Annotated in this window: 19 protein-coding genes; 8 read left to right on the top strand and 11 right to left on the bottom strand. The window is 53.8% G+C overall.

All coding sequences use genetic code 11. The annotated features are described in order from the left end of the window. The first annotated feature begins 16 nt into the window (after window positions 1–16). Window positions 17–838 (top strand): glycosyltransferase family 2 protein, encoded by an 822-nt coding sequence (locus tag V3C19_RS04080; protein ID WP_295932188.1) that lies wholly within the window; start codon window positions 17–19, stop codon window positions 836–838. Window positions 839–972: 134 nt separating this feature from the next. Here V3C19_RS04080 and V3C19_RS04075 read toward each other — a convergent pair whose 3' ends face one another. After that, window positions 973–1,428: a nucleoside-diphosphate kinase gene (locus V3C19_RS04075; protein WP_130083375.1), complete on the bottom strand. Its 456-nt coding sequence runs from the start codon at window positions 1,426–1,428 to the stop codon at window positions 973–975. Between the two features lie 103 nt (window positions 1,429–1,531). Beyond that, a complete protein-coding gene (locus V3C19_RS04070) occupies window positions 1,532–2,314 on the bottom strand; it encodes a hypothetical protein (RefSeq protein ID WP_295932191.1) in 783 nt (260 codons plus the stop codon). Between the two features lie 93 nt (window positions 2,315–2,407). On the opposite strand from V3C19_RS04070, the gene V3C19_RS04065 reads away from it, so the two are divergent. The 3 genes from V3C19_RS04065 (at window position 2,408) to smpB (ending at window position 3,819) form a co-directional block, all read left to right on the top strand. Continuing rightward, window positions 2,408–2,974: a pseudouridine synthase gene (locus V3C19_RS04065; RefSeq protein WP_295932193.1), complete on the top strand. Its 567-nt coding sequence runs from the start codon at window positions 2,408–2,410 to the stop codon at window positions 2,972–2,974. A gap of 72 nt (window positions 2,975–3,046) precedes the next feature. Continuing rightward, window positions 3,047–3,268, top strand: a complete 222-nt coding sequence (locus V3C19_RS04060) for a DNA-directed RNA polymerase subunit omega (RefSeq protein WP_067571584.1) — start codon at window positions 3,047–3,049, stop codon at window positions 3,266–3,268. Window positions 3,269–3,360: 92 nt separating this feature from the next. Further along, a complete protein-coding gene (gene smpB, locus V3C19_RS04055; protein ID WP_130083372.1) occupies window positions 3,361–3,819 on the top strand; it encodes an SsrA-binding protein SmpB in 459 nt (152 codons plus the stop codon). Window positions 3,820–3,882: 63 nt separating this feature from the next. Here smpB and V3C19_RS04050 read toward each other — a convergent pair whose 3' ends face one another. Together V3C19_RS04050 and V3C19_RS04045 are read right to left on the bottom strand one after the other, a co-directional pair. Further along, on the bottom strand, window positions 3,883–4,185 hold the full coding sequence (locus V3C19_RS04050; protein WP_130083371.1) for a hypothetical protein: 303 nt from the start codon (window positions 4,183–4,185) through the stop codon (window positions 3,883–3,885). A 19-nt stretch (window positions 4,186–4,204) separates the two neighbouring features. Further along, entirely contained in the window at window positions 4,205–4,768 is a 564-nt protein-coding gene (locus V3C19_RS04045; RefSeq protein WP_130083370.1) for a ribonuclease H-like domain-containing protein, read from the bottom strand. 80 nt (window positions 4,769–4,848) lie between these two features. On the opposite strand from V3C19_RS04045, the gene V3C19_RS04040 reads away from it, so the two are divergent. Continuing rightward, window positions 4,849–5,325, top strand: a complete 477-nt coding sequence (locus V3C19_RS04040; protein WP_343203837.1) for a tRNA (cytidine(34)-2'-O)-methyltransferase — start codon at window positions 4,849–4,851, stop codon at window positions 5,323–5,325. Between the two features lie 19 nt (window positions 5,326–5,344). Here the strand turns inward: V3C19_RS04040 and V3C19_RS04035 are convergent, their stop codons facing one another. The 3 genes from V3C19_RS04035 to tsaB all read right to left on the bottom strand — a co-directional run bounded on the left by V3C19_RS04035 (window position 5,345) and on the right by tsaB (window position 7,950). After that, window positions 5,345–5,992, bottom strand: a complete 648-nt coding sequence (locus V3C19_RS04035; protein ID WP_130083368.1) for a DUF2238 domain-containing protein — start codon at window positions 5,990–5,992, stop codon at window positions 5,345–5,347. Between the two features lie 73 nt (window positions 5,993–6,065). Next, window positions 6,066–7,208 (bottom strand): citrate/2-methylcitrate synthase, encoded by a 1,143-nt coding sequence (locus V3C19_RS04030; protein WP_130083367.1) that lies wholly within the window; start codon window positions 7,206–7,208, stop codon window positions 6,066–6,068. 73 nt (window positions 7,209–7,281) lie between these two features. Beyond that, window positions 7,282–7,950 (bottom strand): tRNA (adenosine(37)-N6)-threonylcarbamoyltransferase complex dimerization subunit type 1 TsaB, encoded by a 669-nt coding sequence (gene tsaB / locus V3C19_RS04025; RefSeq protein WP_161981660.1) that lies wholly within the window; start codon window positions 7,948–7,950, stop codon window positions 7,282–7,284. 221 nt (window positions 7,951–8,171) lie between these two features. Here tsaB and V3C19_RS04020 point away from each other — a divergent pair, with 221 nt between their 5' ends. The 3 genes from V3C19_RS04020 (at window position 8,172) to V3C19_RS04010 (ending at window position 10,149) form a co-directional block, all read left to right on the top strand. Then, window positions 8,172–8,984 carry a hypothetical protein gene (locus tag V3C19_RS04020; protein WP_130083365.1) on the top strand — a complete coding sequence of 271 codons (813 nt, stop codon included), beginning with the start codon at window positions 8,172–8,174 and terminating at the stop codon, window positions 8,982–8,984. 80 nt (window positions 8,985–9,064) lie between these two features. Further along, complete coding sequence (locus V3C19_RS04015; protein ID WP_130083364.1) at window positions 9,065–9,589, top strand: hypothetical protein; 525 nt, start codon at window positions 9,065–9,067, stop codon at window positions 9,587–9,589. Between the two features lie 116 nt (window positions 9,590–9,705). After that, window positions 9,706–10,149, top strand: coding sequence for a hypothetical protein (locus V3C19_RS04010; RefSeq protein ID WP_130083363.1), 444 nt, complete (start codon window positions 9,706–9,708; stop codon window positions 10,147–10,149). Between the two features lie 25 nt (window positions 10,150–10,174). On the opposite strand, the gene V3C19_RS04005 is transcribed toward V3C19_RS04010, so the two are convergent. The 4 genes from V3C19_RS04005 to V3C19_RS03990 all read right to left on the bottom strand — a co-directional run bounded on the left by V3C19_RS04005 (window position 10,175) and on the right by V3C19_RS03990 (window position 14,015). Continuing rightward, window positions 10,175–11,098 carry a hypothetical protein gene (locus V3C19_RS04005; RefSeq protein WP_130083362.1) on the bottom strand — a complete coding sequence of 308 codons (924 nt, stop codon included), beginning with the start codon at window positions 11,096–11,098 and terminating at the stop codon, window positions 10,175–10,177. Window positions 11,099–11,115: 17 nt separating this feature from the next. Next, window positions 11,116–11,892, bottom strand: coding sequence for a hypothetical protein (locus V3C19_RS04000; protein ID WP_130083361.1), 777 nt, complete (start codon window positions 11,890–11,892; stop codon window positions 11,116–11,118). 682 nt (window positions 11,893–12,574) lie between these two features. Further along, window positions 12,575–12,946 (bottom strand): hypothetical protein, encoded by a 372-nt coding sequence (locus V3C19_RS03995; RefSeq protein WP_295932200.1) that lies wholly within the window; start codon window positions 12,944–12,946, stop codon window positions 12,575–12,577. A gap of 211 nt (window positions 12,947–13,157) precedes the next feature. Continuing rightward, entirely contained in the window at window positions 13,158–14,015 is an 858-nt protein-coding gene (locus tag V3C19_RS03990; RefSeq protein ID WP_130083359.1) for a hypothetical protein, read from the bottom strand. Between the last annotated feature and the right edge of the window lie 21 nt (window positions 14,016–14,036).

Genomic DNA, 14,036 nt, shown 5'->3' with positions numbered 1-14,036 from the left:
ATCCCCATTTTCCACTATGGACACGGAACCGGATTTCTCCATTGTCACCCCCAGTTTCAACTACGCTACCTATGTCCGGGAATGCATTGAAAGCGTCCTGGGCCAGGAAGGGGCCACGTTTGAACACATCATCCAGGACGCGGGCTCCACGGACGGCACGCTGGATATTCTGCGGGAATATCCCCACCTGAAACTGCATGTGGAAAAGGACTCCGGCATGTCGGAAGGCATCAACCGCGGTTTCCTCAAGGCCACGGGCAAATGGGTCATGTGGCTGAACACGGACGACAGGCTTCTTCCGGGAGCCCTGGCCGCCATCAAGGCTTTTGCCGATTCCCGCCCGGATGCGGACGTCGTGTACGGCGCCTGGAACTTCATCGGCCCGGACGGCGGCGTCCAGCGTTCCATGAAAGCTCTGCCGTACAGCCTGAGCATGCATATCTGGTACGGCACCTATCTGGCGTCCACCGCCCTGTTCCTGCGCCGTTCCACGACCATTGACGAAGGTATCCTGCTGGATGAACGCTTCCATTACGATATGGACGGGGAATATTACGCGCGGCTGGGACGCGCCGGCAAAAAATTCGCCCATTACAATAAATTGCTGGCGGACTTCCGCTGGCACGGAGACAACCTGAGCGCTCCGAACATCGAGTGCCTGGACATGGAGTCCGAACTGAAACGCCAAAAGCAGCACGGAGAAGACGCCGCTATCAAGCGCGTTTACGGCTATTCCTTTTCCAGACAAAGTTATAACAACATCATGGACGGCTTTCTCCGCGAAGCCTACCGCCTGAAAAAGGCGTTCCTGTACCTGACCACCCCCTGGGAAAAATAGCCGTTCTGTTCCCGGCGGCGGCACGCATGATGCCGTAAAAACGGCCGGCATCTCTTCTAATGCCTTCCGTTTTCATGAAACAGGGCCGCACCAGCAAAAGCAGATGCGGCCCCGAATAACCGGATGATGAAATTTTAGTTGAGGCTGTCGAACAGTTCCTCTTCCCGGAAAAACCTCTTCAATTCTATTTCCGCTGATTCGCTGCTGTCGGAAGCATGGCACACGTTCATCATGCTGTCCGTTCCATAATCGCCGCGAATAGTACCCTTGTCGGCTTTCTGGGAATTGGTGGGCCCCAGCAGTTCCCGCACGCGGACGATGACGCCCGGCCCTTTCAGCGCAATGGCAATGACGGGGGAACTGGTCATGAAATCAAGAAGTTTGGGGAACAGGAGCTCTCCATTGACGACGAGATCCAGGATATGGGCGTAATGCTCCCGGAGAATGGGTTCATCAAGCTGAATCATCTTTATGCCACGCAAGCGAAACCCTTCAGACAACAAGCGTTTCAGGATGGTGCCGGAAAGATTTTTCCGAACGCAGTCGGGTTTCAATAAAATCAGCGTAGTTTCTTCTTTGGTGTTTGGCATAAATTCAGCGAAGTCTTAGAATGAGTGAGGGAATTACACCCTAAACCGCGACAGGTCAAGGATAATTACACGCCCGGAACGTTATCGGAACGGGGATATTCCGTCACAGACCCTTCTTGTAGGTGTCGCAGCGGTTCTTCCATCCGGCCAGCCAGCGACCCTCGCCCCGCCCGGGAGGACTGTTGTCCACCCGCCGTTGAAGCACCCTCTTGGCCGCTTCCGCAAATTCAACCGCGGCCGGCTGGCCGGGAGAAGCCGGGCGCATTTCCTCCAGAACCTGCCTGAGCCCCCAGCCCTGCCCGCGATACTGTTCCGAGGGATTCGTGCCCTCCCCCTTGAAATTGACGTAGTCGATCAAGGCATACATGCCATTGGGCGCCGCCGCCACGGCATTGTACCTGGCCGCCATTTCACCGGGGCGGCGGGACTGTTTCCTGATGCGGTCCAGGGCCGCCAGAGAACGGTTGATGATAAAATCCGTCTGCATTTGGAGGGCCGCCGGACTGGACAGCCACTGGCGCATGCGGTCCGGAAGGCCTCCCCGGACATCCGCCCTGATAAATTCCTCACGGGTCTTCCACGGCGCGGGGCCGTAACACCATTCAGGCAGGCGGGCGCCCCTTCTCCTGCAAAACTCGACAAATGGAGGGAAACTCTCTTCAAACTTCTCCCGGACTCCGGTCGGGAACCAGATAAAATGCCCTATGCCCAGGGATGGAAAAGCCTCTCCGCGGTTCCAGGACACCAGCCCCCTGACGGTTCCGGAACACTCGTTCTGCCAAATTTTCCGCGCTATCTTCCCTTTCACTTCCGCCGCATCGGGAGCGGCCTGCACCCATCCGACGAGGCAGCAGGCCAATATGCAGCCCAGGATTCTTGCTTGCATGGGCACACTTTCAGGCCGGAGGGGAGGCAAGTCAAGCCGCTTCCATTTCTCGTGCCAAAGCTTCCGGAGCATGATAAACTGCGCCCGCACCGCATGATTCTGGCTTTCAACAAACCCTACGGAGTGCTTTCCCAATTCACACGGGAGGCGCCCCACCACAGGACTCTGGCTGAATTCGGATTTCCGTCCGGCGTCTATCCCGTAGGCCGCCTGGACTCGGATTCGGAAGGGCTCCTGCTGCTCTCCGATGAAAAAAAGCTGGTGGACCGCCTGTTGAATCCGCGGAACAGGCATCCCAGAACGTACTGGAGCCAGGTGGAGGGGAGACCTTCCCCGCGGGACTTACTCCCGCTGGAACGCGGCGGCATCCTCATCCGGGACTACCGCACCCTGCCGTGCCGCGCGCGCCTCATTCCCGGAGAACCGGACGTCCCGCCGCGGGAACCGCCCGTCCGCTTCCGGGCCAATATTCCGACCGCATGGCTGGAGCTCACGCTGGTGGAGGGCAAAAACCGCCAGGTGCGGCGCATGACCGCGGCCACGGGTTTTCCTACGCTCAGGCTCCTGCGTGTCAGGATAGGGAATTTGCCGCTGGACGGCCTGGAGCCGGGCACATGGAAGGAGCTGTCGCCGAGTGAACGGCAGGCCGTCATGCCGTAATATGGGGTTGATTTTTCCCGAAAAAAACATTTATATGTTTTCCCGCATCAGGAGATCCTACATCTATTTTACATGAAAGCCGAACTTGTCGAACAAGCCTCCAAAATCATTCCCGAGCCCCAGCTGCTGATTAACGTGGTTTCCCGCCGCGTCGCCCAGCTCAACAGCGGCCGTGCTCCGCTGATTCCCACCACGCCCCATATGGGAAACGCGAACATCGCCCTGACGGAGATTATTGAAGGCAAGCTTGTCTATCACGTCCCCTCCGACACCCTGCAGGAGGCCGCCCAGTAACTCCCCTGCCCCCTCCCGTTCCCATCCGGAACCCATCCCCTTCATCAAGCCCCCGGTTCTTCTGGCCCGGGGCTTTTTCATCCCCGCCGAACATGAGCGCAGACATCTCCTCCAATAAAAAAGCCCGCCGGGACTACGAAATCCTGGATACCTGCGAATGCGGGCTGGAACTCAAAGGCACGGAAGTCAAATCCATCCGTGCCGGAAAGGTGAACATTGCCGATGCATTCGCCAGAGTGGAAAACGGCCAGATGCTCCTGTACGGTTGTGACATCCAGCCGTGGGAGACGGCCGGGGAATTTTTCCAGCACAAGGCGCGCCGCCCCCGCCGCCTGCTGCTCCACAAGCGGGAAATCTTTAAGCTGGAACAACAGGTCTCCCAGAAGGGCTGTTCCCTCGTAGCCCTCAAGCTGTACTGGAAAAACGGCAAGGTCAAGCTGGCCCTGGGGCTGGGCAAAGGCAAGACCCACCGCGACCAGCGCTACGACCTCAAGGCCCGCGTGGAAATGCGGGAAGCCCAGCGGGAAGTGGCCCGCATCAACAGGCGGTAAGGATTGGGGGCGCCTTTTTTCTTCAGCCTGTTTTTCAGGCGGGATGCATCACCGTTCTCAGCATTATTGCAGCACAACGTTCAGCGGTCCCCACAGCACGGAAAAATAAATAAGGGAAGTCATTCCATACACCAGAAGGCATACCGGAACCATTAGCCACAAACCTTTCCGGAACAGAAGGATGCACGCCAGCAGCCCAAAAAGGCAGTGGAAAAGCAGCAGCACGGAGAAGAGAACAATCACCATGCCATTGAACGCAGCCGGTTCAAAGATATGGAAACCTACCCCCTCAAGAATACCCACGCCGGGAAGCCCCAGAGGGATCAGCCACATATAGCGGTCCAGCCATTTCCACATCCTGTTCATGCCACGCAGACGGGACGGGTTACAGCTTCCAGTCTACGGGCAATTCCACGGTGCCCCCTTTCTTGTCGTCATAGCGGATGAAACCGTGTTCCGCTCCATACCAGTGAACATCGCGGGTAACCTTCACGTCAAAACAGCAGTAGCGCGCTATGTCCATCAGCAGTTCCACATTCCCGGTCTTCACGTAATCCGCCCACCACTTGAGGGCCTGGGTGCCCACCGCCGTCTTGGAGGAGCCTATGGAAGCCGCGGCCACGGAATCCAGCTTGACGCGGACTCCGCCGCGCTGCTCGATATCCCGGCACAGGTCCAGATTGTTCGTGATGTCCGCCATGTTCCACATCGTATAACGCTGGAGCACGCCGTAGTCGAAGTGTTCGTGGTTGTAGCCCACCACCAGGTCCGCCTGGCGGAGCTGCGTGATGAGGTCGTCCACCATTTCCTCGGAATAAATCGTGTATTTGCCGGAAGCGGTGGAATAAGTCACGCCCACGGACATGCGCATCTCGGCCGTGTTGTGCCAGCCTCCCACCTCTGCAGCGGAGTGGCGGGTTTCCAAGTCAAAATACACGATGTCTCTCATCGGAGGGAAAGGTACATTATTTGTTTCTCTGGAACAAGTCTCTCTTGAAAGGAAAGGCCGTTTGTGATGAGATCAGCCGCATGCCGCCGCGCTTCAACATCGTCATGTTTCATCCGGAAATCCCCCACAATACCGGGGCCGCCGGACGTCTGGCGCTGGCTACGGGTTCCAGACTGCACCTGGTCAAGCCGCTGGGATTCAGCCTGGATGAAAAACATGTGAGGCGTACCGGTCTGGACTACTGGGCAAAAGTGGACCTGCACGTCTGGGAAAACCTGGAGGAACTTCAGCGGAACGCCGGTCCGGAAGCGCGCTTCTGGTACCTGAGCACCAAGGCGAAGCGGACGCACTGGGAGACGGAATTCCGCCGGGGGGACTATCTGGTCTTCGGTCCGGAGTCCAGGGGATTGCCGGAAAGCATGCTGAAAGAGCATACGGACGCCGCCCTGACCATACCCATGCCGGGGGAAGGCTCCCGGAGCCTGAATCTCTCTACCGCCGTAGCCGTCGTCCTGTATGAAGGGCTACGGCAAACGGGCGGACAAAACGGCCTTTGACATCCTCCGGTCCTGCCGCTCAGGCCTTCCTGCCGCCGCACATGTCCATCAGGCTGGGCGCGCCGCCGTCTTCCTCCTTCCCCTGCCCCTTCCAGGGACGCACCAGATAAAAAAGCGCAAGGGACGCAATGGCGCCGCAGGTATCGCAGAACATGTCTTTCTGGGCGTCCCATACATCGCCTTGGGAACCGAGGAAATCGTTGGCGTCATTCCCTCCGATGATGACTGCATACTGCCATTCGATAATTTCATAGGCCGCCGCCACGGCCATCACGAAGAAAAGGCCGAAAATCCCCGCCAGAATCTTGCCCGCGTACTGCTTGCGCACCAGGTATTCTGCCACGGGGAAAGCATAAAAGCCCACCGTGAAGTGAGCTATGCGGTCAAAAGGGTTCCTGTGCGCGCCCACCAGTTCCCGGAACCATTCGAAAGGAACTTCTGCAAACGTGTAATGGGCGCCTACCGTGTGGCACGCCAGCCAGAAAAACATCAGCGTGTAGGACCAGTTGCTGAAACGGAAGGTCCGGGACCACACCGTCAGAACCGCTGCCACGAGAACCACGGGAATCACCTCCGCCACCCAGACGGACCGGGAGGCCGGAGATATGCCCATCACAAGGAACAGCAGGAGGAAAACGGCTAGCAGAAAACAGGGATACTTCTTCATGAGAGAGTGGCAGTCATCATACGAAAAAGACGCCGGAATTCAATCTCCGGCGTCCTCTCCATGGAAAAATGCCCTACCGCATGTCGATCGTGGGAACGGGAATGCGGTCCTTCGGCCCCGTGTACAGGGTCAGGGGCCTGTAAAGCGTGTTGTCTTCCATCTGTTCCAGCACCTGGGCCACCCACCCGGAACAACGGGCAATGGAGAAAATAGCCGTAAACAGCCTGGTGGGAATGCCGATGCTGTAATAAACCGTAGCGGAATAAAAATCCACATTCGCATTGAGCCCCTTGCGTTCACGGACAAGTTTGGCGATGCGTTCCGACATGCGGATCCATTTGGGTTCTCCTATCTTGGAGGAAAGGCGGATGGCCATGCGGCGCAGATGCGGCGCACGCGGATCCAGAACGCGGTACACGCGGTGGCCCATGCCCATGATCTTCTCCTTGCGGGAAAGCTTGTCCTCAATATAGGAATCCACCCCGTCTTCCGTGCCTATCTCCTTGAGCATCTCAATCACCCCCTCATTGGCACCGCCGTGCAGCGGCCCTTTCAGGGTGCCGATGGCCGCAGTAATCGCGGAATACATGTCGGAAAGGGTGGCGATGCACACACGGGCGGCAAAGGTGGAGGCGTTCATGCCGTGGTCCGCATGCAGGATATAGGCCACGTCCAGAATATGGGCTTCATCCGGATTGGGCTCCTCACCTTTCAGCAGCCACAAAAAATGTTCGGATTCGCTCAGGTCTTCCCGCACGGGCGGCAGGTCCAGCCCCTGGCACAGGCGGTAATAATACGCCACCATCACGGGCACCTTGGCAATCAGGCTGAGGCCTATCTCCTTCAGCTGGCCGGGGTCCTTGGTGCGGTCGTCATACATGCCCAGCATGGAAACCGCCGTCCGGAGGGCGGACATGGGACGGGCGGACTTGGTGGCGGTCTTGAAAAAATCCAGAACGGGCTGGGGGAGATCACGGTCCGAACGGAGGCGGTTCCTGATGCCTTCCAATTCATCCCGGTTCGGAAGGCGCTTGTTGAGAAGCAGATAAACGACTTCCTCAAAACAGCACATTTCCACAAGATCATCAATATCGTACCCCAGATACAAAAGGCGCCCTTCCTCACCGCGCACATCACTCAAAGCGGATTCGTTGGCGATGATGCCTTTTAATCCTTTGGGGTATGTGCGTCGTTCAGAAAAAGTGTCATTGCTCATGGTCTAAAAATACTACTAGTGATGAAGATTACCGATTAAAAGTCTAACAATCTTCCAGAAAGTCAAACCCTAATTACGCCTTCACGGCCCAGGCGGGGCGTTTGGAGGAAGTGATATGGGGAGCCCGGACATACAGCGGTTCCGCCGGCGCCGCCAGAAGCTCCTCCCGTCGCGCAACATCCAGGGCCATCCATGCGGAACCCAGTGCTTCCGCATGCGGAAGAACGGGCAGGACGCCCTCCATGCTCCTGGCGGCCAGGACCCCGGCGGCCTCCGTGGAATACACGGGGATTCCGGTCTTCAGGCATTCCCGCACCCGGGCTGCGGTCTGCTCCCCGGGCAGCACTTCCGGGGAACCCTCCAGAACTCCGGCAGTCACGCGAGCCCATGCCCAGCCTCCACGCCGGGCGTCTGACATCACGCAGGCCAGCGGAGCATGAATGCCGAGTCCGTTCCATGAACTAAACGCCGCGACGCGCGAGCCATGCACCAGGGACAAGCCGTCCGCCACAGCCAGCGCCACGCGGATTCCTCCGTAGGAACCGGGACCGGAACCCACCACGATTTCCGCCAGACGGCGGCCTTCCAGGGAATCCAGGACCTTGCGTACGGCTTGAAAAATGGCTGAGGTATGGTTGCGCTCCGCTTCCCATTCCACACGGCACAACAGGACGCCTCCGGCCCATGCCGCGGCGGAAAGCCGTGCACAGGAAGTTTCCAGAACCAGAAGCGCCTCTTGCATGTGGCGGATCATACAGCAGGGAGGGACGTTCATAAAACATTTTTTGCCCCTCTTTTGCGAAGAACCAAATTTGGTTCGCCTTCTGCCGGAAATCCGGCTATCCTGATTTTGCACCTCTCCACCGCATGCCCAAGGCACCAAAATACACACCGAGACGCCGCGACTGGCGCCGGTATGCAGAAACAGCCGGCCGGCCGCGCTCCGCGGCAAGCCTTCGCAATATGATGAGGCAATGCAACCGGGAAGCCTGGGACAAAACACACCGTGCCCAAGTCACGTCCGACTGCTGGGAGGATGAATACGAAGACTTCTCGTTCATGGACCTGCCCCGGAAAACCCGGTTCATCAGGCACGCGGTGGCCACCTTCCTGCTCCTGCCGCTGGCCCTTATCACGGCCATGTCCCTGTGCGACCAGCTCGCCCACGCGTCGGGCAGTCTCAACATTCTTTTCTCCATTCCGGTCTGGTATGCCCTGATGGGGGCGGCTGTCTGGATCGTGCTGGGATGCAGCAGGCTGTTCACCACTTCCCTGCTCTACCTGTACGTGCTGGGCCATGAACTGACGCACGTGCTGGCGGTCTATTGCAGCCGGGGCTCCGTCAGCAAATTCAACGCCTCCCTGGATGGCGGCTACATTCAAACGAATAAAAACAACCTGTTCATCTCCCTTTCCCCCTATTTCCTGCCCCTCTGGGGCATGCTGTGGGGGCTAGTCTGGGGAATCGTCCATATCTTCTGGCCCACCATTACCTGCGAGGCGCTGCTCTACTCCGGCCTGGGATTCTGGTGGTGCTTCCATCTGTTCTGGACGGCATGGATCATTCCCAAGGACCAGCCGGACCTGGCAGGCAACGGAACCTTCTTCTCCCTGATCCTCGTTTACTTTGCCAACCTGCTTCTGTTCCTGGGCCTCTTGCGCCTGTTCAATGCAGTAAGCATCAACAAATTCCTGGCAGACTGCCTTCACAATGCGGAACGGCTGTGGGACACAGCCAGGGATCTGGCCCTGTTTACGGTAGGACTGTTCCTATAAAAAACATCTTTTCCCGTGCAGGGAATCATGAACGGCGCAAGCCGGAAAGGAATCCAATAATTCAGAACAAAGGAGTTCCCATGCATACCACACACTTGATTGCCCTGTCCCTGGCCGCCGCCGCCCTAGTGGCCTGCAACCCCAAGGAAACCGTGAAGGCCCTGACCTCCGACCAGAACGTCACCCAGGAAATGGCCGTAAGATTTGCGGAAAACATGGTCGGCCTTCCGCGGGCGCTCGTTGTCTCGGACGCCAGAAAAGCCGCCCCCGGTGAAAAAGTCACCGTGAAAGGGGCTGTTCTGGGTGAAGAACCCGTCTTTGCGGAAAACATTGCCTCATTCACCATTGGAGATCCTGCACAACTGCTGGCCAACATGCAGGAACACGGAACATGGACTACCGACAGCGTCCCCGTGGAAATCAGGAAAGACAACACCATGACCGTCCAGTTCGTGGACGAGCAAGGCAACCCGATCAAACAATCCGCCAAGGGCGTCAACGGACTGAAGGAACGTGACGCGGTCATCATCACCGGAACCATCGACCCCCATTCCACACCGGAACGCCCCGTGCTTAACATTGAAAGCATTGTAATTGAAAAATAAATTTCCCGTGCCAGCCCCGGATTCATGTCAACGGTTCAGGCGTGTTGCTCCTAGACCGTTTTCCGCATCAGCATTCGGGCATGGGATTTGATCCGGTATCTTTAGGAATGATAGCCATGGCAGCCACCTCCGTAGCGGCGGGGACCGCTTCCGCCGCGGCACAGAAAAAAAGCGCAGACGCCACCAAAAAAGCGGCGGACGCGAACGCCGCCACGCTGAGGAACGAAGCGCAGCTTCAGAAACAAACCGGTCTGGAAAACTCCAGGCGCATGCAAAAGGACGCCACACGGCAAATGGGAGAAGCCCGGCTGGATGCCGCACAATCCTCCCTGCTCAGGGAAGGGTCTGTGCCGGTACGGGAACAGGCCCTTGCCACACGGCTCCAAACCCAAATTCAGGATGAGGCGGCGCAAGCCATGAGAAACGCCCAATCCCTGTACAACAGGGCGGACATGGAACAATACATGGGCCGCTCCAATGCCAGGGCCCAGAAAACGGCGGCAGCGGGTACCCTGCTCTCCAGCTTCGCGCAAGGGGGCAACTCCCTGCTCAAATGGTGAGCCGACTCCTTCTGGGCATAAAACCTCAGCGGGCACTCCTGCCCGCTTCCGCAACGTCCGCTGGAGCGGGAGGTAAATCCGGCATGACCCCTCCTATTCCCACCCTGAAGTCTGCCGGAATCGTCACCCAGCGCGCCGTTCCCTGGTACAGGACTTCCACATTCACAAACTTGACGGAAGAATCAAACAGGTAGGACCTGCCTATACCTCCATAGTCCATGTGCTGGAATGTCAGCCTGGGCGTTATCCTGTTTCCGTCCAAATCGTGAAATAAAAAACCCTTCGGGTGGAAAATGCTGTTCGAATACACCATGAACCTCCAATTCTCGCCCGGAACCTTATCCAAGTGCGGAACTTTGTCCTCCCTATTCCTGGTCACCTTCATGAGTACCTTGTCCAGTTTGGAAATATCAACGACATCCAGAACGCCCGTACCCTCCCTTATGGAAACGGGATCAGTCATGGAAACAGTACTCCCGGACTCTTTCAATTCAACTGTCCCGAAATCCAGAATCTCCAACTTCTCACTGACGGGAAAAAGGAAATTCCCCTTCAGTTCAAACCAGCGCGGCATGCCGGAGGCAGGCAGGACAACCTCCAGCATCACCTCCACGCCAACCAGCGGCTTGCCTTTGACAGAAAACCCGGAAAGCTCCGTTCTCGTGATCTCCAGCTCCATTCCGTCGGAACCGGTCACCGTCAAATCCTGATCCGCCCGCTCCAGCCCAAGCATTCCGGAACCAGGAAACACGCAGTACAACAGTATCTGACACACCCGGTAAGCATGGCCGTGTTCGTTGTTCCGTTTCTGAAATCTCAGGGAAGCCAGCTCCACGCAAATCTTATCGCCCTCATCTTCGTTGGCAGGGGCCATCTGCGGCACGGCATCGGAAGCTGCCAGGAGTGCAGAACTCCAGCAGGCGGCCAATAATATCCCTGGTAATTTCATTTCAGCACCAACATGGGTTACGGAGCTATCATGCCTCCCGCTCCGATTCTTAAATCCAGGGGAACCTGCCGCAAAGTCACCTTGTTCCAATAGGACACTGTCACCTTCAAGGAACGGATCTTCTCCGGCACGAGGTACCCTGTCTCCCAAAATCTGCTCTTGCTGCTTTCCCGTCCAGAGCTAGGAAAAAAGCTGTTTCCCTGTCTCCATGCATATTCCGGCAGCGCCATCCCCTTATCGTCCTTGACAAGGAACGCCCTGAAGTGGAAGTCCATATCCCCCTCCACCTTCAGTCCCCAGGCCTCCGGGTATTTTTTCAAGGAAAGCGTCACCTCTTTTCCGGAAGAATCCGGCAGCGGGACCCGAATTTTCGCTTCTTCTTTGTCCAGAAAAAACGTCACCGGCCCCAATTCCGCGGTTTCTTCTCCAAAGGCGCAGAGCAGGTTTCCCCGCAGGCGCACCCACTCGGCAGAGGAATCCGGAGCCGGAGAACGCATGAAAATCCTGACGGGATCTCCATGAAAAGGCCGCTGGCTCTTTTCCGACTCCGAACAAATATGGGAAATCTTCAGCACGTTTCCGTTGGAATCCGTACAGGTGACATCTTCCGGATTCTGTTCGTAATAAACGGGCGCTCCAAGCTGATCTTCATAACGGCACAGCAGTTTTAGCATCATCACGGGCGGCCGCAGGGAAAAACGCAAGGCGGGACGCACATCCATGCCGCGCAACTCCAGGCGCGGATGGCTCAGCAGCGCTGCCGCTGGAGCAGGACAGCCGGCTTCCACCGCCATGCAGGAAAAAACACATGCACACAGCGCCTTCATGGGAGAGAACGAGGCGCAATCTAACAAACAGCTAAAAACAGGCAAGAAAAAAGATCAATCCTTTCCGGAAGACAAATGGCCTCCGGCAGCCATTGCATCCTGTAAAACTTCCGGAACCTTTTCCAATTAGCCCTATAGATGGCATGCCTCATGATGAGTTTAATTTTCTCTGTATCGTATGAGATGGTTATTCCTTCTCATTTTTCATTCCGTTCAAAACACCTCCATATCCTGCAAGATGAACAATGCGGGGCCACTGTTCACACTGTTTCCGACTGGATGTCATCGCGGCGACCGATCCCAGTCAAGTCAATTGTCCGCATTTAAAAGTTGATTGCCGGAACAAAATTAAAGCATGTAATTCCGTTCAATAATAATCAATTTTTCTTAGATTCCGAAGACGGACCCCTGACTCAAATTTTTGAGGCAACAAAAAAGTCGGCTCACACCGGTGAGTTGGAATGGGATATTTGCAATAGGCCAGCATGAGTAATGCATCCATGTAAGGAACAGTAAATGAAATGCTTTCTGTACACTTAAAGTAATAGGTATATTTATGTTGATAACCGCTCGATAAAATTGCCACTATGTAATTTATGAATTGTTCCTTGTAATTATCATTTAGTTCATTCATCTTGCGCTTCCCTGATTAAGAGAAGGTAATATTCAAATTGACTTGCCCAGGTTTATTTTTAATAGTTTGATAACCTATTTTTTTAATATCATTCTCTAAAATAAGAATAGGTTTCTGATTAATGAAAGACAACTCCGGAATTTCATTTGTTGCAAAAAATGGAAATAGCATGGAACACGATGTTTTTTCATTTTCTAAAACGATAGAAATACTCGCATTGTGTATCATGGATTCTCCGGGCAATAAAGTTTTCAACTTTATGTTTTTCCCGGTCCATTGCAAAATGCTTTTTTGTTCGGATTGTTCGGCTGACACATGACTCTGCAACTCAATATAGCTCAGAAAGGTCAGTCTGTTCGTAATAATGTTCTGGATAACATCAACCATGCAATTCGGAACTCGAATTTCACAGATAATATCAGAAGAATTTTTTTTAACTTCTTCCTGAGCGAATACAAATGGGGAAGAAACTAGAAAAAAATGGATAACAATATGAAAAATTTCATGATTTTTTTCAGGACTGAAGGAATATAAATTGTTTCTCGTATAAAAGGTGGAAAAAATAAATGCCGGATTCCCTTTTATTCATCATAACCTTCTATATTTCACCACAGAAATCAAAAAAACTGGATATCAATATTTTATATTCTTGAGAGGAAATATATTTTTTAGACATTTCTCTTTGATCGTTAGATTTATTCCCGTTTTCTTTACCATAAGACTCAGGAAATGCAAATGAATCATAATCATAATATTTTTCGAAAGATTTTCTCCACTGGCCTTTATTTTCTTTGACATAACGAAAATATTCATTCTCCCACCCATCAAAGCCTTGATGTGATAAATGCTGTTTTTCCAGCCATATGGTAAAACATATTGCTAACAGTAACGCATGATGGGAATCAGCAACTTTAGAATTTTCAATATATGATAAGAGACTGTGTATTTTATAAAATTCTGACAAGGAATTTTTCTTAAAAAACATGTATTTATCTTGATTATCGGCGTTAATATTAAAAGATGGCTTACTTTTAATATCAAATTTTGGAAACCTCAGTCCTTTAAATATTTTAGACATATATACTTGCAAAACATTATTCCATCCCTCATTTATTAAAAAGTAAGCATATATATCTGAGTTATTTTTAAGAACTGACTGAAACAATCCTTTCTGTTCAGATTTTTTAAGAATATTATCATATTCGATAAATATTTTCATTAAATCGTTATAGCATTGTTCTCTTATGGATGAATTTTTTATTAAATTCATGTTAAGAAAATCAACTTTGGTAAATAGAAAAAGAAGGCAGTTCTTTTTCCAAAAGCTCCTCATCCAAAGATCATATTTATTATCTTTTTCGCACTTGCCACAGGTTTCTTCTAATTGACTTATTTCTGCATTCGCTTTAACAGCAAGCATAGTGGATATCATTAATATAATTACAAGGGCTTTCATTTTTTCAAGATGTTTTATTCA

The sequence above is a fragment of the Akkermansia sp. AE01SA01 genome, from assembly GCF_036417395.1.
Lineage (GTDB): Bacteria > Verrucomicrobiota > Verrucomicrobiia > Verrucomicrobiales > Akkermansiaceae > Akkermansia.
The sequence above is the reverse complement of the archived record's forward strand: the minus strand, read 5'-3'. Positions and strand labels throughout refer to the sequence as shown.

Excerpts from the sequence above, each read along its gene's own strand:
- V3C19_RS04030 (WP_130083367.1), bottom strand. The coding sequence starts at position 7,208 with ATGAGCAATGACACTTTTTCTGAACGACGCACATACCCCAAAGGATTA.
- V3C19_RS04005 (WP_130083362.1), bottom strand. The coding sequence starts at position 11,098 with ATGAAATTACCAGGGATATTATTGGCCGCCTGCTGGAGTTCTGCACTC.
- V3C19_RS04080 (WP_295932188.1), top strand. The coding sequence starts at position 17 with ATGGACACGGAACCGGATTTCTCCATTGTCACCCCCAGTTTCAACTAC.
- V3C19_RS04075 (WP_130083375.1), bottom strand. The coding sequence starts at position 1,428 with ATGCCAAACACCAAAGAAGAAACTACGCTGATTTTATTGAAACCCGAC.
- smpB (WP_130083372.1), top strand. The coding sequence starts at position 3,361 with ATGAGCGCAGACATCTCCTCCAATAAAAAAGCCCGCCGGGACTACGAA.
- V3C19_RS04020 (WP_130083365.1), top strand. The coding sequence starts at position 8,172 with ATGATGAGGCAATGCAACCGGGAAGCCTGGGACAAAACACACCGTGCC.
- tsaB (WP_161981660.1), bottom strand. The coding sequence starts at position 7,950 with ATGCAAGAGGCGCTTCTGGTTCTGGAAACTTCCTGTGCACGGCTTTCC.
- V3C19_RS04000 (WP_130083361.1), bottom strand. The coding sequence starts at position 11,892 with ATGGCGGTGGAAGCCGGCTGTCCTGCTCCAGCGGCAGCGCTGCTGAGC.
- V3C19_RS04015 (WP_130083364.1), top strand. The coding sequence starts at position 9,065 with ATGCATACCACACACTTGATTGCCCTGTCCCTGGCCGCCGCCGCCCTA.
- V3C19_RS04010 (WP_130083363.1), top strand. The coding sequence starts at position 9,706 with ATGGCAGCCACCTCCGTAGCGGCGGGGACCGCTTCCGCCGCGGCACAG.
- V3C19_RS04035 (WP_130083368.1), bottom strand. The coding sequence starts at position 5,992 with ATGAAGAAGTATCCCTGTTTTCTGCTAGCCGTTTTCCTCCTGCTGTTC.
- V3C19_RS04045 (WP_130083370.1), bottom strand. The coding sequence starts at position 4,768 with ATGAGAGACATCGTGTATTTTGACTTGGAAACCCGCCACTCCGCTGCA.
- V3C19_RS03990 (WP_130083359.1), bottom strand. The coding sequence starts at position 14,015 with ATGAAAGCCCTTGTAATTATATTAATGATATCCACTATGCTTGCTGTT.
- V3C19_RS03995 (WP_295932200.1), bottom strand. The coding sequence starts at position 12,946 with ATGGTTGATGTTATCCAGAACATTATTACGAACAGACTGACCTTTCTG.
- V3C19_RS04040 (WP_343203837.1), top strand. The coding sequence starts at position 4,849 with ATGCCGCCGCGCTTCAACATCGTCATGTTTCATCCGGAAATCCCCCAC.
- V3C19_RS04065 (WP_295932193.1), top strand. The coding sequence starts at position 2,408 with ATGATTCTGGCTTTCAACAAACCCTACGGAGTGCTTTCCCAATTCACA.
- V3C19_RS04070 (WP_295932191.1), bottom strand. The coding sequence starts at position 2,314 with ATGCAAGCAAGAATCCTGGGCTGCATATTGGCCTGCTGCCTCGTCGGA.
- V3C19_RS04060 (WP_067571584.1), top strand. The coding sequence starts at position 3,047 with ATGAAAGCCGAACTTGTCGAACAAGCCTCCAAAATCATTCCCGAGCCC.
- V3C19_RS04050 (WP_130083371.1), bottom strand. The coding sequence starts at position 4,185 with ATGAACAGGATGTGGAAATGGCTGGACCGCTATATGTGGCTGATCCCT.